The sequence below is a fragment of the Oricola indica genome, from assembly GCF_019966595.1.
GTDB lineage: Bacteria > Pseudomonadota > Alphaproteobacteria > Rhizobiales > Rhizobiaceae > Oricola > Oricola indica.
Window position 1 is genome coordinate 121,341 of sequence record NZ_JAINFJ010000002.1, and the last position, 16,670, is coordinate 138,010.

Sequence of the window (16,670 nt, forward strand, 5' to 3'; positions counted from 1 at the left end):
CAAGCTAGTTGCGAATGATTTGCAAAAAGATGGATGGAGGCCGACTAATTCGAGCGGCGAGACTCATCAGCCGCGGCCACCATTCCTGGAAAGCCCCTGCCCCGGAACACCCGCCCATGGTCTCGCCGTCGCGATCGGGCTAAACTCCCGGAAAAGCGGGCGTCCGCGACCATGCCGGAGGAGAAAACGATGCGAAAGCTGCAAACGCAAGGCGTTCACCACATCACCATCGTGGGTGCGGACCGTCAGACCTCGATCGATTTCTGGGAGGGCGTTCTCGGCATGCCGTTCGTGTTCGAACAACCCAATCTCGACAGCGAGCAGGAAAGCCACCTCTATTTCGATCCCGGCGACGGACGGCTGATCACGATCTTCACCGACGAGAGCCGCAAGCCGGACGCGACGCGCACGCCCACCGAGATCGGCTGCGTGCATCACCTTGCGCTTTCGGTTTCACAGGCGACCTTCTGGCAGGCTGTCGAACGGCTGGACGAACGCGGCATCAGGCACAGCGGTCCGAAGGATCGCGGCTTCATGGATTCGATCTATTTCAACGATCCGCTCGGGCTTTTGATCGAACTTGCTTCCTACCGGTTCGAGCCCCCTTGGGGCGTCTCGCATGGCCAGGTCATGCTGGAAGCCCACAAGATCCGCGTGGCGCGGGGCGATCATCACATCGACAAGATTCACCTCGCCGACGCGATCGAGAAACTGACCGCCCAAACCTTCGACAGCCTGTCCACCGACCGAGATCCGAAGAACCCTTACTAGTGCAATTCAGGTTTTGGTTGAAACATCAGCATCGGAATGCGCGTTCGAGCCGAAGGCGAGAGGCAGCGCATTCAGATCCTATTGCAACCTGAAATGCGCTAGGCCGGGTTCCACGGACGGCGCACGATGTGATTGTCCCAGGCCAGTTGGGTCTGGTGACCATCCATGACGCCCATGCCGCTCGACAGCAGGAAGCCGTCGCCGCGATCGGCCGCACCGCAAATATCGGGAAGCGTCACGCGTTCGCGCACCGCGCCGCTCGCGCCGTCGATTTCGAGCGCGGTGTTGCCCTGCGGCGATGTGAGAACGACCGCGCCCGTGCGGTCATTGGCCGCCACCGAGCCGACATAACCGCGCATCAGCCGCAAATCCTCCGGCGCAAGATCGAGCAGGCGCACATTACCGTCCGGCGAAATCGAGCCGGCAAGCGGCAACGGTTCGTGGATATCGCCCTGGTTCTGGGACGCGAACCAAGTCGTGCCATCCTCCATCATGGCGAGGTGGCGGATCGACAGCTTGTGAAGATGCGGCGCCAGTTCATGCACCGACAGGATGCGTGACTCTTCGAGATCGACAAAGGTCAGGTTCGGTTTCATCGTCGCGACATTGAGCACTGTCCGGCCGTAATCCGGATGCGTTTCGAGCCCGCCATTGGCGATCAGCATCGTGCGGCCGTCGGGGAGAACCGTCATGTCGTGCGGCCCGATTCCGCCGGAAAAGAACTCGCCAATTCGCCGGAAGCCATCGGTTGCATCATGTACGCCGATAACGCCGCGCGCATTGTCGTAATCATTGTCGGTCGAATAGAGCAGCTTGCCGTCGGTGGAGAAGCAGCCATGACCGTAGAAGTGGCGCCCTTGCGGCGCATGGAAGACGAGCGGTTCGTTGTCCTTGCGGAGATCGATCGCCGCGGCGAAGGTCCCCGGCCGCCGCGCGAAGACGACGACCCTTTCGCCGCGCGGGTCGAACACCGCGTCATGTCCCCGTTCGGGAAGAGCGTAGCGATGGATGACCGTGCCGTCTTCCGCAAGAAGTGCGATGCCGTAGCTCCCGTCGCCATCATAATAGGCGGACGCGAAAACCGCATCGGTATCCTGAAGCGCCCTGGCGGCGCGCGGAGCGAGACCGGCAAGGAACGTCCCGCCCGCGGCGCGCAGCAGTGTCCGTCGGTCGATCAGCCCGGTCGATGAAAACAGTCGCATCAGTCTCCGTCCAGCGATGAGAACCCGACCGACAACCCCAACGCCGCCGTCACCTGCTGGCCGAAGAGGCTCTGCAGGCTCTGAGTCAGGATGACGAGATAATCCAGGTCCTTCACTCGCTCTTCATTGGCGAGAACCTCTTCGACCGGCATATTCAGCCGGTCGAGCGTCGCCTCGGCATTATTGAATTCGAACTCGATCGAGCGCGCCAGCCAGCTTTCGTCTTCCGGCAGGATGTCGGAAATTCCAGCGGTTTCGTAATAGGAGCGAAGCGCCTCGAACGCCGCATCGACAAATTCCAGCGAAATCCCGGACCGCCAGAACAGCGCCCTTTTCGGATTGGCTTGCCCGTCCTCGGGAAGCATCGGCTTCAACCGCTGATCGCGGATGATTTCGAAAGCTTCGGCGGGAATGGACAGGAGCTCGCTGACGACCTCATCGGCATTGCGGAAGATCGGGTTCTCCTCGCCCGGGTTCGACCAGAGCGTCGCGTATCCGTCCTTGTCCTGCCAGGCGGCGTTCAGCTCCACCGCGATGGCGTGGATGTTGCGGGCGACAGCCCTGGCGAAAAGGCAACGGTGCCCCGCATCGGACGCAAGATCGTCGGATCCGGTGCCGAAGAGAAGGAATTCGAGCGTTGTAAAGCCCTGCAGGGCGACGCTTTTCGCGGGCAGGTTTTCCGCGTCGGTCACGCTCTCGTCGCCGGACCCGATCACGCCCTGGACCTGCCTCAGTGCAATGCCGCGACGATCCGGCCAGAACAGCAGGCGCTCGAGCCGGTTCTCCTGGATCAGGGGCCCGGTGCGCAGGAATTCGACCCGGGCAAGGGCGAGCGCGCTCGCGCGAAATGCCGCGCGGGCAGCATCGAGCGTCCGTTCGCCGGGGTCCTCGCAAAGCTCGTCCGTCGCGATTGCCGCCAGTTCCGCGTCGTCCGCGAAGCGCTCGAAACCGGGCTGGATGAAACCAGCGACAAGCAGGCGGACTGACCGGACGGCCTGCTCGCCATCGACCGTGAGTTCCTGCGAGGATGCAGGGCCCGCGAACAGCATGGCGAGACTGATAAACGTAGCGACAAGACGGCGCATCAAAGAGACTCCAGGAAACGGATTAGCGCATCGCGATCGGCCTTTTCCAAAGCCGCGAAACGGTCACGAGCACCCTGCGCCTCGCCACCATGCCAGAGAATCGCCTCCGTCAGATTGCGCGCGCGGCCGTCGTGCAGAAAGAAAGTGTGACCATTGACCGTTTCGGTCAAGCCGATACCCCAAAGCGGCGCCGTGCGCCATTCCCGTCCGTTCGCAACCCCGACCGGCTGGCCGTCGGCAAGCCCTTCGCCCATGTCGTGCAGAAGAAAATCGGAATAGGGCCAGATCAGTTGAAAGGCATGGACCTCGTCCGCCGCATCGCGGCTGGTGACGAATTTCGGCCGGTGACAGGAGGTGCAGCCGAGGCTGTAGAACATCTCCTTGCCACGCAGGACGTCGGGGGCCTCGTAGTCGCGCCGTGCCGGAACCGCAAGGTTCTCGGAATAGAAGGTGACGAGATCCATGATGGGGTCCGGAGCCTCTGTATCGCCGAGACGCTTCTGCACGCCTGTCGGCCGGGCGAGACATTCCTCCTGCGCCGGCATGCAATCGCCATGGCTCTTCGGAAGGTCGGGCGACGAGATGCCGATATCGCCGGCGAAGGCGGCGGCGGTCTGTTTGCGAATCGACGGGTTCTGCGCCTTCCAGCCGAAGCGGCCGATTTCGATCGCGGAGTCCGGTGTCGCGCGCGTCAGCTGGACACGGCCGGAAATTCCGTCGCCATCGGCATCGTCCGGGTCCGCATTCGCCACGATATCGGACGGCTCGATGGCCTGGATGAGTCCCATGCCGATCATCGGCGGCGCGATGCGTGGGGACAGCGTCGTTTCGGGATGCAACGGCCCGTATCCGAGATCGTCGATCGCATAGGTCGGCTTTCGCAGCGAAACGATCTCGCCCCCCGCGAGCGCGACCGGAACTTCCTCGTACTCGATGCGCATATGCCCCTCGGCCTTCAGGCCGGGCACGGCATTGTCCTGCAATTGCCCGCCGTAAACGGGATCGGGGAAATTCGCCGCGACGTAGCTCTCCAGCGCGGCACGCTCGGCATCGTTTTGCGCCGGGCGGGCGAGGCGCAGGAACATCGAGGTCGCGTCCGCGGCCCCTTCCGGCGGATGGCCACGCCCATCCTTGAGATGGCAACTCTGGCAGGCGCGCGCATTGAACAGCGGTCCGAGGCCGTCCGAGGCCTGTGTCGAGGACGGGGACGAAACCCAGAGCTTGCGGAACAGCGCGTTACCGAGCTTGAAATCGCGCTCCTGTTCGAAGCTCAAATTGGCCGAAAACTGGGAAAAGGCATCGCGGTTGACCTTCTTTCGGGAGGTCGTGGCGCCGCCGGACATGGCCTCGAAGGCTTCCGCCTTCGAAAAATCGCCTGTCGGTGTCGTGACCTTCTCGACGCGGGCGAGGTCTTCGGGCGTCAGGTCACCGCGCTGCGTTGGGATATCGTCGGCGAAGGCTGTGCCGGCGAGACCGGCCGCCAGAAGGGCGGCCAGCCGGAATGTCCGGGAAATCGCGCTATTCTTCCTGCTCGTCGGCACTTGCCGCATTGAGAAGACCGTATTTTTCCTCACCGAGTTTCCCGAGGAGTTCGAGTTGAGTTTCGAGGAAGTCGATATGACCTTCCTCGTCCGCGATCAGTTCCTCGAACAGGTTCTTGGTGACATAGTCGCCTTCCTGTTCGCAGATGTTTCGCGATTGCGTGTAGGACTTCCAAGCCTCGTACTCGCCGGCGAGATCGGCCTCGAGGACCTCCTTCACATTCTGCCCGATATGCAGCGGCGCCACGTTTTGCAGGTTGGGATGGCCCTCCAGGAAGATGATGCGTTCCACCAGCTTGTCGGCGTGATGCATCTCTTCGATCGATTCCGCGCGTTCCTTGGCAGCGAGCTTGCCGTAGCCCCAGTCCGCGAGAAGGCGATAGTGCAACCAATACTGGTTCACCGCGCCGAGTTCGAGAAAAAGAGCCTCGTTCAGACGCTCGATAACCTGTTGTTTGCCCTTCATAATTCACACTCCTGTCCAGACTGGCCGTCTCCGGCCTACAATCTCAGGAGGACTACTCCGAACACATCAGTGCATCAAGCTGCGGATCGCCGCATCCTGTTATGCCGGGCGATCATGCGCGCCGTTTCGCAACGCTCGTGCTCCGCCCGGATCTTCTGGATGAAAGGGATGATCTTCTCGTCCGGCGTTTCCAGCTCGCGGTGAAAGCGTTCGGTCGTGTCCACGATGATCGAGATCACGTTTGGAAAACAACCGCAGCACCGGCCTCGCTTCTTCATGGAATGATAAACGACGCCCGGCGTGATCAACTGCCAGGCATCCTTTTTGAGGAGGTCGATGATGACCCCCTCGATCTCATTCTTCATGATGACGTTGCAACTGCAAACGATCATGGTCGCTAAGCCTTACTGGAAAACAGCTCCGGGCGCGTCGAGGCTGTCGGAGCCCTCGAATTCTATCGCATCGAGTTCGAGAAGCGCAACAATTCTTTCGATGGAGCGGGTCTGGTCGACGAGACCGTCGATCGCGGCCTGCACGACAGCGTTGCCCTCTTCATTGCCTTCACCGATCATCTGGTCATAGGCCTCGACGGTATCGGCGCGTTCCGACATCACCGTCATGGCGTCGAGCGTGGTCTGAAGCTTCGCCTTCAGTTCGGCGTCGAGATCGGCATCCTTTACGGAAACCAGATCCGACACGGACGGGCCGGAAACGACCGAGCCGTCGATCCGCTCATAGGACCCGAGATAGACGTTGCGGATGCCGACGGCGTCGTAGAGATGCGACTTGTCGGTGTTGTCGGAAAAGCAGTCATGCTCTTCTTCCGGATCGTGCAGCAGCAGGCCGAGCTTCATGCGCTCACCGGCGAGTTCGCCATAGGAAAGAGAGCCCATGCCGGTCAGGATCGTCGACAGGCCGGCGGTCGGATCTGCCGTGACTTCCTTGCGGGCGTCACCACCCTCTTCCCAGTTCGCGACCATTTCCTCCAGATCGGAGACCAGCAGGTCGGCAGCCGCGGAGAGATATTCGGCGCGGCGATCGCAATGACCATTGGTGCATTCCGAGGTGGAAAAATCGGTCCACGGACGACTGCCCGCGCCTTCGCCGGTTCCGTTCAGGTCCTGGCCCCAGAGCAGGAATTCGATGGCGTGGTAACCGGTCGCCACATTGGCTTCGACCTCGTCGGCCTCATGCAGCGTGCCCGAGAGGAATTCCGGCGTGATTTCGGTGGCATCGACTTCCTCGCCGTTGATCGTCACCTTTTCATTGGCGATCACATTGGCCGCGTAGAGATTGTTCTCGTCGCTTTCGGTCCCGTAAGACCCGTCGACATAGTCGATCAGGCCTTCGTCGAGCGGCCAGGCGTTCACGCGGCCTTCCCAATCATCGACGATCGCGTTGCCGAAGCGATAGGCCTCGGTCTGCTGGTAAGGCACACGCGATGCGAGCCAGGCGTCCTTGGCCGCCTGCAGGGTTTCGGCCGACGGATCGGCGATCATGGCATCCACCGAGTCTTCAAGGGCTTTCGCCGTGGTCAGCGAATCCTGGTATTTCGCAAGCGCGATGTCGGCATAGTTCTTCACGACCAGTTCGGCGGTGACCGCGGCGGCGGACGCCGGTGTCGCCAGCGCGCCGGCAAGTGCCAGCCCCGTCATGATTTTCGCCGTTCGCATTCCAGTCATCTTGGTCTCCAGGTGTTGTTTCAATGCAGTGTTGGGTTTTGATCCGCGTCACGCCTTGCGGGGCGCGCAGGGCCGAGGATGTCCCGCACAACGGATGCGGGAATGGGCAGAAGCATCTTGTCGAGACCGCGCAGCACCAGCGCGAACGAACCGGCGGCCAGCGCCACCTCGTCGCAGCGGGTCTCGCAGGACAATTGCGTCAGGCAGAGTTCGGTGGCTTCGTCGTCCCGGTTCTGGATACCGGCGATCAGCCCCATCACGAGAACCTCGTCGCGGCAGATATGGCGCGATCCGGATTCGAAGGTCTTCAGAGGGCAGGTCGCGCAGCGGCCGAGCGTCGAAACGAATTCGGACAGCGCCTGAACGGCGGTTGTCGCGCCCCGGCCGCCGAGAATCCCGTGATACAGTTCGCAGGCGCGTTCCCATGCCCCGCGGTCGGCCATCGCCGCGCCGCAGGACCAGTGCCGGTATCCTTCGAGCACCAGCCGTTCGGCCGGACGCTGGAAATACGCGGCCGCATTTCCTCTGTGATGAGAGAACGGGTTGGTCACACGGAACTCGCTGCTTCAAACCTGACAGTTGCGATCAGGTTTATGCAGCAAGCTAAAACTGGTGTCAAACACTCTAGTTTTTAACGATTCTAATCTCTTACCGGTATAGGCGCACCATCGTCAGGCCGCGTCGGGCTGCTTCGAGGGATGCGCCTCGGCAAAGGCGGGCAGCGCCTCGCAGGCTTCATGAACAGCGCGAATGCGCGGCATGGCGGAGAGGTCCACATTGAAGCGGTGCGCCGAAAAGACCTGTGGAACGAGGCAGACATCCGCCAGGCCGGGCGTTTCGCCGAAACAGAAACTGGACTGTGTGTTCCGCTTGGCCAGGATCGCTTCGCAGGCGGCCAGCCCGTCGCCGATCCACCGCTGGCACCAGCGTTCGACGCCGTCCTGGTCCTCGCCGTAGTTTTCGCGCAGATAGGCCAGCACGCGCAGGTTCTGAAGCGGGTGAATGTCGCAGGCGATGATGTCGGCGAAGGCGCGAACGCGCGCGCGGTCATCGGCGGAAGCGGGCAGCAGCGGCGGATCGGGATATGTCTCGTCGAGCCATTCGAGCATGGCCATGGACTGCCCGATGGTCAGGTCACCCGCCTCCAGTGTCGGCACCAGCATCTGCGGATTGAGATCGCGGTAGCCGGATGACTTTTGCTGGCCGCCGTCCTTGAGCAGATGCACGGACACGAACTCGTAGTCCACGCGCTTCAGATTGAAGGCGATGCGGCATCGATAGGAGGAAGACGACCGAAAGTAACCGTGAAACCGGATCATGAGATCGCCATCCCCCTTGCGACGTTAAAGTCCGAGACCACCGATACAGACATATTTCGTATCGAGGTACTCGTTGATGCCTTCCTTGCCGCCCTCGGAACCGAGACCGGATTCCTTGTGGCCGCCGAACGGCGCTTCCGGGGTCGTGATAACACCCTCGTTGACGCCGACAAGACCGTAATCGAGCCCTTCCATGATACGGAATGCCTGGCCGAGATCCTGCGTGTAGAAATAGCAGGCGAGGCCGTATTCGGTATCGTTTGCGAGCGCCACGGCTTCGTCTTCCGTTTCGAACTTGAAGACCGGCGACACGGGGCCGAAAATCTCCTCGCGCGAGAAGCGCATCTCGGAGGTCGCTCCGGAGATGACGGTCGGCTGGAAGAATGACTGTCCGAGTTCGTGGCGCTTGCCGCCGGCAAGCACCTTGCCGCCCTTGTCGACAGCGTCGGCGATCAGTTCCTCGACCTTCTCGACGGCGGCCATGTCGATCAGCGGTCCCTGCTGCGTGCCTTCCTCGGTGCCGGGACCGACCTTGAGGCTTTCCGCCTTGCGCGCAAGCTTCTCGGCGAATTCGTCATAGACACCGGACTGAACGTAGAACCGGTTCGTGCAGACGCAGGTCTGGCCGGAATTGCGATACTTCGCCGCAACAGCGCCTTCGACGGCCTTGTCGACGTCCGCGGAATCGAACACCAGGAACGGCGCATTGCCACCCAGTTCCATCGAAACCTTCTTGACCGTGTCGGCGCACTGCTTGAGCAACACCTTGCCCACCTCGGTCGAGCCGGTGAAGGTGATCTTCTTGACCGCCGGATTGGAGGTCAGTTCGCCACCGATTTCGGACGCCGAACCGGTAACGATATTCATCACGCCGTCGGGCAGTCCGGCCATTTCGGCGATGACACCCCAGGCGAGACCCGAATAGGGCGTCTGCGAGGCGGGCTTGATGACGGAGGTACATCCGGCAGCGATCGCCGGGCCGATCTTGCGCGCCAGCATCGAGGACGGGAAATTCCAGGGCGTGATCGCGCCGACGACGCCGACTGGCTCCTTGCGCACAAGGATGCGCCGGTCCGCCCAGGGCGACGGCACGATGTCGCCATAGACCCGGCGGCCTTCCTCGGCGAACCACAGGATGTAGTTGGCGCCGATAACGATCTCGCCTTTCGCCTCGGCCAGCGGCTTGCCCTGTTCCAGCGTCAGCAGTTCGGCGAGCGCATCGGCGTTCTCGATCATGACGTCATGCATCTTGCGCAGCATCGCGGCACGCTCGGCGGCCGTCGTCTTGCGAAAACTCTCGAAGGCCGCCGCCGCCGCCTCGATGGCGCGTGCAGTCTCCGCCTGTCCCGACTTCGGCACGGTGCCGAGCACTTGCCCGTTCGCCGGATTGGTGACCGAAAGGGTCGCGCCGCCGTCCGCGGCAATCCATTTGCCGCCGATCAGATTGGCTTCCTTGAGAAAGGCGTTGGACTTCGTCAGCATGTTTTCTCCCTTCGAACGGCTTCGATGCCGCATTCGTTCTTGCGCCTGATCTGCACCAGCAGCGGCGTCTGGTCAAACTGCGTATCGGTCCTCTGAAATTTCCGGACCGAATGCTCCACATAAGAGCCCCGCGGACGATCGCAAAGGCGCGGCCCGCGCATTCCCGATATTCTTCAGGTCTTTCCCGACTTCCTCCCCACGGCGGCAAACAGGCCGACCATGACCGGCAGGATTCCGATCAGGAACAGAATGCGGAACACGTGGTGCGTCGCCACGTAGACCGGATCATATCCCAGCGCCAGTGCCATGGTCGTCATGCCCTCGACGCCGCCCGGCGCATAGGACACCCAAACCTGTCCGAACGGTAGGTCCAGCAAACCGGAAGCGGCGAAAGCGCCGGCCACGGATACGGCGACGGCGACGGCCGTGGAAACGAACCCGGCCAATGCCAGCCTCTTTATTTCAGACAGGGTAAACCCCGTAAACCGTGCGCCGATGACCGCCCCGGTGACACTGAATCCGAAGAAAAGCACCATGTCGGCAGGACGACCTGCGACGATTCCCGTGGCATGCGCAATGCCGCTGACGGCGAGGCCGGCAAGGATGTAAGGCGCCGGGAAACGCAATCGCGTCAGGATCATTCCGAGACCATAGGTCACAGCCAGAAGGACGGCGACCTCCCCAATGTGCAGATGCGGCACATCGGCAGCCGGTCCCGCGCCGACGCCCCCATTCGCAAAGCCGATCATCGGCGGCAACAGAACCGTAATCAGGAAAAGACGCAGGCTCTGCAACAACATCACGAAACGCAAATCCGCGTTCCTGTCGGCGGCCAGCGCAAGCGTGTAGGACAGCGCGCCGGGCGACGTCGCCAGGGCGGCGGTCGTCGCATCCGCCCCGAACATTAAGCGCAGGATCAATCCGCAGACGATCATGACGACGAGAACCGTCACCGCCAGCAAGAGGATGCTCAACGGCCAGTGGCTTATTTCCGCAAGGATGTCGGGCGTTACGCCCGATCCCAGCGAGACGCTGATCACGCAGAATGCGACATTGCGCAGCGGGTTGGGAATGTCCGGTTTGAGTCCCAGCAGCGCCACGATCGTGACCGCGAGCGCGGAGCCGATCAGGGCGGCGGCGGCGAGCCCCAGAAGCTGGGCCACGGCGGCACCGCCGAGTCCGGCGGCAAGCGCGATCACCATTCGCCGCCAATCCATGCCGTTCATTTGTCCCTGCCGTTCGAAACCGCGTCCGTAGATCGGTCTCTAACAAGGCAGCACCGCTTTGCGCTAGCTGGCGGCGGCATATTTACCCGCGCATCGGGAGCGTGACCGGCCCTGTCAGGGTCGGGAGAAAGCGTAGAGCTGCGTCGAACGCGCGCCGGACCTGCAATAGGCCAGAACAATTCCGTCCGCTTCCGCAATCGCCTTGCGCATCGCCTCGACGGTCTCGGCGGTGACGCCACTGTGACCGACCGGAATGTAGTGGAATTTCACGCCATGCTTGTCGGCTTCCGCCTTGATCTTCTCGGCGGCGGGCTGACCCCAGCCTTCATTGTCGGGGCGATTGCAGATGATGGTCGTACAACCTTCCTTGGCGAGCGCCTCGACGTTTTGCGGTGCGATCTGCCCGGAGACGTAGAAACCATTGCCGACCTGACGCATGCCGGCCGGTAGGGAAGCCTGGATTGTGTTCATCAGCGGGGTACTCCTTTGAGACCTATTATATACCAATTCCCGCATATATTCTTCAAGATGCCGGCGTTTCGAAAGCGCGAAAAGCTTCGGTTGAAACAGACGCAGCCGCGTTTCGTCCCTCCGGCGGCATGTTTATGATCGGGACCATGGCACAATCCCGAATCCATCGCCTCGACGATACGATCGTCAACCAGATCGCGGCCGGCGAAGTCATCGAACGCCCGGCGAATGTCGTTAAGGAACTTGTCGAAAACGCGCTGGACGCAGGCGCGGATCGTATCGAAGTGCTGACCGGTGCCGGCGGCAAGTCACTGATACGCGTTACAGACAATGGTTCCGGCATGGATGCGGAGGATCTGGGCCTTGCCATCTCGCGCCATTGCACCTCCAAGATCGAGCGCGAACTCGATGCGATTTCGACGCTCGGTTTCCGCGGCGAGGCCCTGCCCTCCATCGGCTCGGTGTCGCGTCTCGTCATCCGTTCGCGGCCGCGCGCTGGCGGCGAGGCTTTCGAGATCGCGGTCGATGGCGGGGCGGTCTCCGGACCTCGGCCTGCGGCGGGCAATCCGGGCACCATGGTCGAGGTCACGTCACTGTTCCGTTCCGTACCGGCGCGGCTGAAATTCCTGAAGTCCGATCGCGCGGAAGCCAATGCCATCACCGAGACCGTCAAGCGCATCGCCATGTCGCGGCCAGGCGTTTCCTTCACGCTTGCCGGCTCCGACCGGTCCACGCTCGACCTGCCGGCGACGGGAACGGATTCACAGGCCCTGATCGCCCGCATCGCCCAGATCCTCGGCCGCGATTTCCGCGACAACGCCGTGGCTCTGGCAGCTGAGAAGGAAGATGTGCGGATCGCCGGCTTTGCGGGGCTGCCGTCCTTCAACCGTGCGTCGGCCTCGCATCAGTTCGTCTATGTCAACGGCCGCCCTGTGCGCGACAGGCAACTGTCCGGCGCGCTTCGCGGCGCCTATTCGGACATGCTGGCGCGCGACCGTCATGCCGTGTGTGCGATCTTCATCGATACGGATCCGAGGCTCGTCGATGTCAATGTCCATCCCGCCAAGGCGGAAGTCCGCTTCCGGGATCCGGGTCTGATCCGCGCACTGATGATCTCGGCGATCCGGCGGGCGCTTGCGGAGGAAGGTATCCGTGCCTCCACCTCGGCGGCCGACGCGATGACGACCGCCTTTCGGCCGGGGTCTGTCCCGGGCGGACCACCTCAGCGCGCCTCATCCGCCTCTACACCGTCGGTGAACGCGCCGCTCGACTTCACGAACGGCCTTGCGGAAAGCGGACAATCGGGCTTTGCCGGCTTCACGCCCTCGGCCGCCGTCGCGGAAGCGCCTCCGGCGCAGGAGGCCGACCTTGGCGGCCACCCGCTCGGCGCCGCGCGTGCGCAGATTCACGAAAACTACATCGTCGCACAGACGGAAGACTCCCTGGTCATCGTCGATCAGCATGCGGCGCATGAAAGGCTTGTTTTCGAAGCGCTGAAGAACGCGCTTGCCGCGCGCACCCTCCCCTCGCAGATGCTCCTCGTACCCGACATCGTCGACCTCCCCGTCGAGGATGTCGAGCGGATCGTCGCGGAGAGCGAGACGCTCGCGCGGTTCGGACTCGAGATCGAACGCTTCGGCCCCGGCGCTGTCGCCGTACGGGCCACGCCGGCAATGCTCGGCGAAGTCGATGCGCAGGGGCTTCTGCGCGATCTTGCCGACGATCTCGCCGATGGCAATGATGCGCTTCGCATCCGCGACAATATCGAGAAAGTCGCCTCGACCATGGCTTGCCACGGCTCTGTCCGCTCGGGCCGGCGGCTGCGCGCCGAGGAGATGAATGCCCTGCTGCGACAGATGGAGGCGACGCCGGGGTCCGGCACCTGCAACCACGGTCGTCCGACCTTCATCGAGTTGAAACTGTCGGACATAGAGCGACTGTTCGGGCGCCGCTGAGGCCGCAGACGTTGACGCGGACGCCATTTTGTGGCGCTAAGGGGGTATGAATATTTTCGATATGGCCAATGCGTCGGAAGCAAAGATTCGCTACCTCGACGCGGATTATCAGGTCCTCGCACCGGGGGCATTCGTGCGCTGCGCGGTCACCGGCAAGCCGATACCGCTCGACGAGCTGAAATACTGGAGCGTGGCGCGCCAGGAGCCTTATATCGATGTCGAGACGTCGCTGAAGCGCGAACTGGAATTCATGAACCGCGGCTGACCGGCTACCGGCCGATCCTGCGCCTGTGATAGCGCGCGGCAACGTCCTTTATCAACGTGTCGAGCGTCAGCCTGTTGTCGAAAACGAGATCGACCGGCAGAACGCGGGTTGCCTCGCGCAGTTCGGCGATCGGTCCACCGAAACGGCTGAGCCGGACAGCGTCCTTCTCGGTGGTGACAAGCGTCAGGTTTTCGGTCCGCGCCCGGTCCAGCAATTCCGTCGCATCCCCATCCGTGAAAACATGGTGATCCCCGAAAGCGCGCCGCGAGGCGACATCGCAGCCGGCGGCGACCAGCGTGTCGAAGAATTTTGCCGGTTCGCCGATTCCCGAGAACGCAAGCAGCGGCTTTTCCCTGAGCCCCTCGACCTCACGGGGCCGGATGTCGGCGCGCAGGATCGGCTTTCCGGCCCGTGCGGCGGCGCGAACGACCCTGGTGCCGCGTTCGCCGTCGCCGATCCGCAAAACTCCGTCGGCATGGCGCATCTGGTCAATGATGGGAGCGCGCAAGGGGCCTGCGGGGATGACGGAGCCGTTGCCGATGCCGCGGCGGGCGTCGATCACGATCAGCGCGTAGTCGAAATGCACGGTGCGGCTTTGAAAACCGTCATCCATGATCACGAAATCCGCTCCATCGTCGATCAGGACCTGCGCACCCTCGGCGCGTCTGCGCGCAACCACGGTCGGCGCGACCCTGGCAAGAAGCAATGCTTCGTCGCCGACGGATAGCGCGGTATCGGCATCGGGGTCGACGAGATGCGGGCCGACATGCGATCCGCCATATCCGCGCGTGAGAAAGCCCGGCGTGTAGCCCGCCTCGCGGACGGCCTTTGCGACGGCGATCGCCGTCGGTGTCTTGCCCGATCCGCCGACCGTCAGATTGCCGATGCACAATACCGGCGCCATGACCTGACGCGGGCGGGCATTATCCATGCGCCAGCGGGCCACCGCGCCATAGACCCAACTCACCGGGGCAAGGCAATACGCAGCCCACCCTTTCTCGCGAAACCAGAAAGGCGGCGCTTCACTTCCAGCCAAGTGCACGCCTCCCGGCATGACCGGCGCCCCGACCACCCGACGCCGGGTGGGCTTCAGGCCCGTTTCCGTGCAGCGCCGCCTGGACGCGCAGCGGATGGATATAGGGATCGAGCGCACTCCAGGTCCGCTCCAGCGCGCCACCCATATCGGTGACGACGCGCATGCCGGCCCGCGCCATCGCATCGCACACCTTGGGTTGCGACATGAGGTGGTGAACGGTCTTCGCCAGCGTCGCCTCGTCTTCGACCATCCGCGCGGCGCGCGCTTCCGTCAGGCGGTCATAGGCCTCGACGAAGGCAGACACGTTGGGCCCGCTCAGGATCGCAGTGCCGAGCATCGCCGGTTCCAGCGGGTTCTGGCCGCCATGACCGACGAGCGACTTGCCGACGAAGGCTATGTCGGTGAGCCGAAGATAGAGGCCCATTTCGCCGATCGTGTCGCCAAGGAAGATATCGGTCTGCGGCGTCGGTGCTTCGCCATTGCTCCTGCTCGCCACCGACAGGCCTCGTTCCTCGAACATCTTCCTGAGGGCACCGGCCCTGTCGGGGTGGCGCGGCACCACGATGGTCAGCAATCCGGGCCGGTATTTCTTCAACGCCTTGTGGACACGGGCGGCGACAAGCTCTTCGCCGTCATGGGTCGAAATCGCCGCCCAACGCGAGCGTTCGCCGATCGCCGCGGACAATCGTCGCAATTCGGCCTGATCGACAGGAGGTATAGCGACATCGGCCTTCAGATTACCGGTCACGGTCACGGGTCTGGCGCCAAGCGCCCGGAACCGTTCACCGTCGACTTCGCTCTGCGCGGCGACGTGGGAAAGGTTCTCGAAGAGGGATTCGGCGAGCGCGAGACGATGCGACCAGCGCTTGAAGGAGCGGTCCGACATACGGCCATTGATCAGGATCTGCGGAATGCGCCGTGCGCCGAGTTCGAGGATCGTCATCGGCCAGATCTCGGATTCGGCAAAAATCGCCAAGTCCGGCTTCCAGTGGTTGAGAAACCGGCTCACCGCAGGCTTGATATCGAGCGGCACATATTGGTGCAGAAGGTCTTCACCAAGGCGTTCACGCGCGAAATTGGCGGAGGTGACGGTTCCGGTGGTCAGGATCACGCGAATATCGAGGTCGCGAATGCGCTGGATCAGGGCGGAAACAGCGCCTGTCTCGCCGACGCTTGCGGCATGGATCCAGATCAGCGGCCCATCGGGACGGTCGATCGTGCTGCGGCCGTAGCGCTCGCGCCGACGGCCGCGCTCTTCCTTGCCGCGCGTGATGCGGACGGCGACGTAGGTCCCCATCAGCGGATAAAGCGCGGCACCCAGCCAGCGGTAGGTTTGTAGCGCGGTTCTGGCCCACAACTCGCTCATGCCGAACCATCCACGAAGGCATATGCCTTGTCCTGGACGCCGTTCAGCGACTCCTCCAGGGACAAGCGTGCGGCTTCCATCGCAGCGTCATCCGCATCGGAAGGCACATGGATCGGATCGCCGAAGCAGAATGCCGCTTGTCCGAAGGGCAGATTGATCACCGTTTTGTCCCATGTTTTTTCCAGAACATGACGACGCGACGTTGCATAGGCGACCGGCACGATCGGCACACCCGAAATACGGGCGATCGAGACGATTCCCATCCCCGCTTGACGCGGCACGCCATGCGGTATGTCCGCCATCATGAAAACAGACTTTCCCGCCTTCAGATAATTGCGCAGTGCGAGGATACCGCTCACGGCGCCTTTCTTGACGGCAAGCTTGGGCTTCCTTCCACCGGAGGCCCGCACTGTCTGAAGACCCATGCGCTCGACGACCCGCGCGTTCAGCTCCGCGTCGCGGCTGCGCGAGACCATGGCCACGGAAGGGTGCCCGTTGCGCCTGAAAAGCGGCATCATGAGATGCTGGCCGTGCCAGCACGTCACGATCAGCGGCCCTTCCTCAGCGAGAATTCGGTCCGCCTTGTCCGTATCGAACTCGATCAGCGGATTGGTGCGATAAACAAACCGAATGTAATGCTCGATCAGGTAAGCGGCCGACGGCACGAGAAAAGGCGTTTTCGCGAATATCTTGCGTAACATGACCCGGAGACGCTTGAACGGTCTGCGCTTTGACCGCCCTTTTCTCCCCACGGTTATTTCACTGTTCGTCATGTTCCGCCGATTACGGGTCCGATAGGCAAA

At 62.7% G+C, this 16,670-nt stretch carries 17 protein-coding genes; 3 read left to right on the forward strand and 14 right to left on the reverse strand.

What is annotated here, in order from left to right; genetic code table 11:
* Positions 1 to 189: 189 nt before the first annotated feature.
* A complete protein-coding gene (locus tag LC343_RS06105; RefSeq protein ID WP_223476227.1) occupies positions 190 to 771 on the forward strand; it encodes a VOC family protein in 582 nt (193 codons plus the stop codon).
* A 98-nt stretch (positions 772 to 869) separates the two neighbouring features.
* On the opposite strand, the gene LC343_RS06110 is transcribed toward LC343_RS06105, so the two are convergent.
* The 11 genes from LC343_RS06110 to LC343_RS06160 all read right to left on the reverse strand — a co-directional run bounded on the left by LC343_RS06110 (position 870) and on the right by LC343_RS06160 (position 11,245).
* Complete coding sequence (locus LC343_RS06110) at positions 870 to 1,973, reverse strand: DUF1513 domain-containing protein (RefSeq protein WP_223476228.1); 1,104 nt, start codon at positions 1,971 to 1,973, stop codon at positions 870 to 872.
* Positions 1,973 to 3,058, reverse strand: coding sequence for an imelysin family protein (locus LC343_RS06115; RefSeq protein ID WP_223476229.1), 1,086 nt, complete (start codon positions 3,056 to 3,058; stop codon positions 1,973 to 1,975). The genes LC343_RS06110 and LC343_RS06115 overlap by 1 nt, the downstream gene beginning before the upstream one ends.
* Positions 3,058 to 4,608, reverse strand: a complete 1,551-nt coding sequence (locus LC343_RS06120; protein ID WP_223476230.1) for a di-heme oxidoreductase family protein — start codon at positions 4,606 to 4,608, stop codon at positions 3,058 to 3,060. The genes LC343_RS06115 and LC343_RS06120 overlap by 1 nt, the downstream gene beginning before the upstream one ends.
* A complete protein-coding gene (gene bfr / locus LC343_RS06125; RefSeq protein ID WP_223476231.1) occupies positions 4,577 to 5,065 on the reverse strand; it encodes a bacterioferritin in 489 nt (162 codons plus the stop codon). The genes LC343_RS06120 and bfr overlap by 32 nt, the downstream gene beginning before the upstream one ends.
* A 74-nt stretch (positions 5,066 to 5,139) precedes the next feature.
* Positions 5,140 to 5,430: a (2Fe-2S)-binding protein gene (locus LC343_RS06130; protein WP_425419467.1), complete on the reverse strand. Its 291-nt coding sequence runs from the start codon at positions 5,428 to 5,430 to the stop codon at positions 5,140 to 5,142.
* Positions 5,431 to 5,469: 39 nt separating this feature from the next.
* Entirely contained in the window at positions 5,470 to 6,747 is a 1,278-nt protein-coding gene (locus tag LC343_RS06135) for an imelysin family protein (RefSeq protein WP_223476233.1), read from the reverse strand.
* Between the two features lie 20 nt (positions 6,748 to 6,767).
* Complete coding sequence (locus LC343_RS06140; RefSeq protein WP_223476234.1) at positions 6,768 to 7,298, reverse strand: hypothetical protein; 531 nt, start codon at positions 7,296 to 7,298, stop codon at positions 6,768 to 6,770.
* 120 nt (positions 7,299 to 7,418) lie between these two features.
* The gene (maiA, locus tag LC343_RS06145) at positions 7,419 to 8,063 is read right to left on the reverse strand and encodes a maleylacetoacetate isomerase (protein ID WP_223476722.1); all 645 of its coding nucleotides are present in this window, start codon (positions 8,061 to 8,063) and stop codon (positions 7,419 to 7,421) included.
* Positions 8,064 to 8,090: 27 nt separating this feature from the next.
* The gene (locus tag LC343_RS06150; protein ID WP_223476235.1) at positions 8,091 to 9,548 is read right to left on the reverse strand and encodes an NAD-dependent succinate-semialdehyde dehydrogenase; all 1,458 of its coding nucleotides are present in this window, start codon (positions 9,546 to 9,548) and stop codon (positions 8,091 to 8,093) included.
* Positions 9,549 to 9,721: 173 nt separating this feature from the next.
* Entirely contained in the window at positions 9,722 to 10,774 is a 1,053-nt protein-coding gene (locus LC343_RS06155; RefSeq protein WP_223476236.1) for an AbrB family transcriptional regulator, read from the reverse strand.
* Between the two features lie 114 nt (positions 10,775 to 10,888).
* On the reverse strand, positions 10,889 to 11,245 hold the full coding sequence (locus LC343_RS06160) for a protein tyrosine phosphatase family protein (protein ID WP_223476237.1): 357 nt from the start codon (positions 11,243 to 11,245) through the stop codon (positions 10,889 to 10,891).
* Between the two features lie 146 nt (positions 11,246 to 11,391).
* Here LC343_RS06160 and mutL point away from each other — a divergent pair, with 146 nt between their 5' ends.
* Entirely contained in the window at positions 11,392 to 13,200 is a 1,809-nt protein-coding gene (gene mutL, locus LC343_RS06165) for a DNA mismatch repair endonuclease MutL (RefSeq protein WP_223476238.1), read from the forward strand.
* Between the two features lie 46 nt (positions 13,201 to 13,246).
* A complete protein-coding gene (locus LC343_RS06170; RefSeq protein WP_223476239.1) occupies positions 13,247 to 13,465 on the forward strand; it encodes a DUF2093 domain-containing protein in 219 nt (72 codons plus the stop codon).
* A gap of 4 nt (positions 13,466 to 13,469) precedes the next feature.
* Here LC343_RS06170 and lpxK read toward each other — a convergent pair whose 3' ends face one another.
* Genes lpxK through LC343_RS06185 form a run of 3 tightly spaced genes read right to left on the reverse strand, consistent with a single transcriptional unit; the run spans position 13,470 to position 16,568 of the window.
* Positions 13,470 to 14,501: a tetraacyldisaccharide 4'-kinase gene (gene lpxK / locus LC343_RS06175; RefSeq protein ID WP_223476240.1), complete on the reverse strand. Its 1,032-nt coding sequence runs from the start codon at positions 14,499 to 14,501 to the stop codon at positions 13,470 to 13,472.
* Positions 14,488 to 15,867, reverse strand: coding sequence for a lipid IV(A) 3-deoxy-D-manno-octulosonic acid transferase (gene waaA, locus LC343_RS06180; protein ID WP_223476241.1), 1,380 nt, complete (start codon positions 15,865 to 15,867; stop codon positions 14,488 to 14,490). Before waaA ends, lpxK begins: the two co-directional genes overlap by 14 nt.
* Positions 15,864 to 16,568 carry a lysophospholipid acyltransferase family protein gene (locus tag LC343_RS06185; protein WP_223476242.1) on the reverse strand — a complete coding sequence of 235 codons (705 nt, stop codon included), beginning with the start codon at positions 16,566 to 16,568 and terminating at the stop codon, positions 15,864 to 15,866. The genes waaA and LC343_RS06185 overlap by 4 nt, the downstream gene beginning before the upstream one ends.
* Positions 16,569 to 16,670: the final 102 nt, after the last annotated feature.

Bases quoted from the DNA above. Each gene is read 5' to 3' on its own strand.
- LC343_RS06115 (WP_223476229.1), bottom strand. From the start codon at position 3,058: ATGCGCCGTCTTGTCGCTACGTTTATCAGTCTCGCCATGCTGTTCGCG.
- LC343_RS06150 (WP_223476235.1), bottom strand. From the start codon at position 9,548: ATGCTGACGAAGTCCAACGCCTTTCTCAAGGAAGCCAATCTGATCGGC.
- LC343_RS06130 (WP_425419467.1), bottom strand. From the start codon at position 5,430: ATGAAGAATGAGATCGAGGGGGTCATCATCGACCTCCTCAAAAAGGAT.
- LC343_RS06110 (WP_223476228.1), bottom strand. From the start codon at position 1,973: ATGCGACTGTTTTCATCGACCGGGCTGATCGACCGACGGACACTGCTG.
- LC343_RS06135 (WP_223476233.1), bottom strand. From the start codon at position 6,747: ATGACTGGAATGCGAACGGCGAAAATCATGACGGGGCTGGCACTTGCC.
- bfr (WP_223476231.1), bottom strand. From the start codon at position 5,065: ATGAAGGGCAAACAACAGGTTATCGAGCGTCTGAACGAGGCTCTTTTT.
- LC343_RS06120 (WP_223476230.1), bottom strand. From the start codon at position 4,608: ATGCGGCAAGTGCCGACGAGCAGGAAGAATAGCGCGATTTCCCGGACA.
- LC343_RS06170 (WP_223476239.1), top strand. From the start codon at position 13,247: ATGAATATTTTCGATATGGCCAATGCGTCGGAAGCAAAGATTCGCTAC.
- LC343_RS06105 (WP_223476227.1), top strand. From the start codon at position 190: ATGCGAAAGCTGCAAACGCAAGGCGTTCACCACATCACCATCGTGGGT.
- LC343_RS06185 (WP_223476242.1), bottom strand. From the start codon at position 16,568: ATGTTACGCAAGATATTCGCGAAAACGCCTTTTCTCGTGCCGTCGGCC.
- mutL (WP_223476238.1), top strand. From the start codon at position 11,392: ATGGCACAATCCCGAATCCATCGCCTCGACGATACGATCGTCAACCAG.
- waaA (WP_223476241.1), bottom strand. From the start codon at position 15,867: ATGAGCGAGTTGTGGGCCAGAACCGCGCTACAAACCTACCGCTGGCTG.
- LC343_RS06155 (WP_223476236.1), bottom strand. From the start codon at position 10,774: ATGAACGGCATGGATTGGCGGCGAATGGTGATCGCGCTTGCCGCCGGA.
- LC343_RS06160 (WP_223476237.1), bottom strand. From the start codon at position 11,245: ATGAACACAATCCAGGCTTCCCTACCGGCCGGCATGCGTCAGGTCGGC.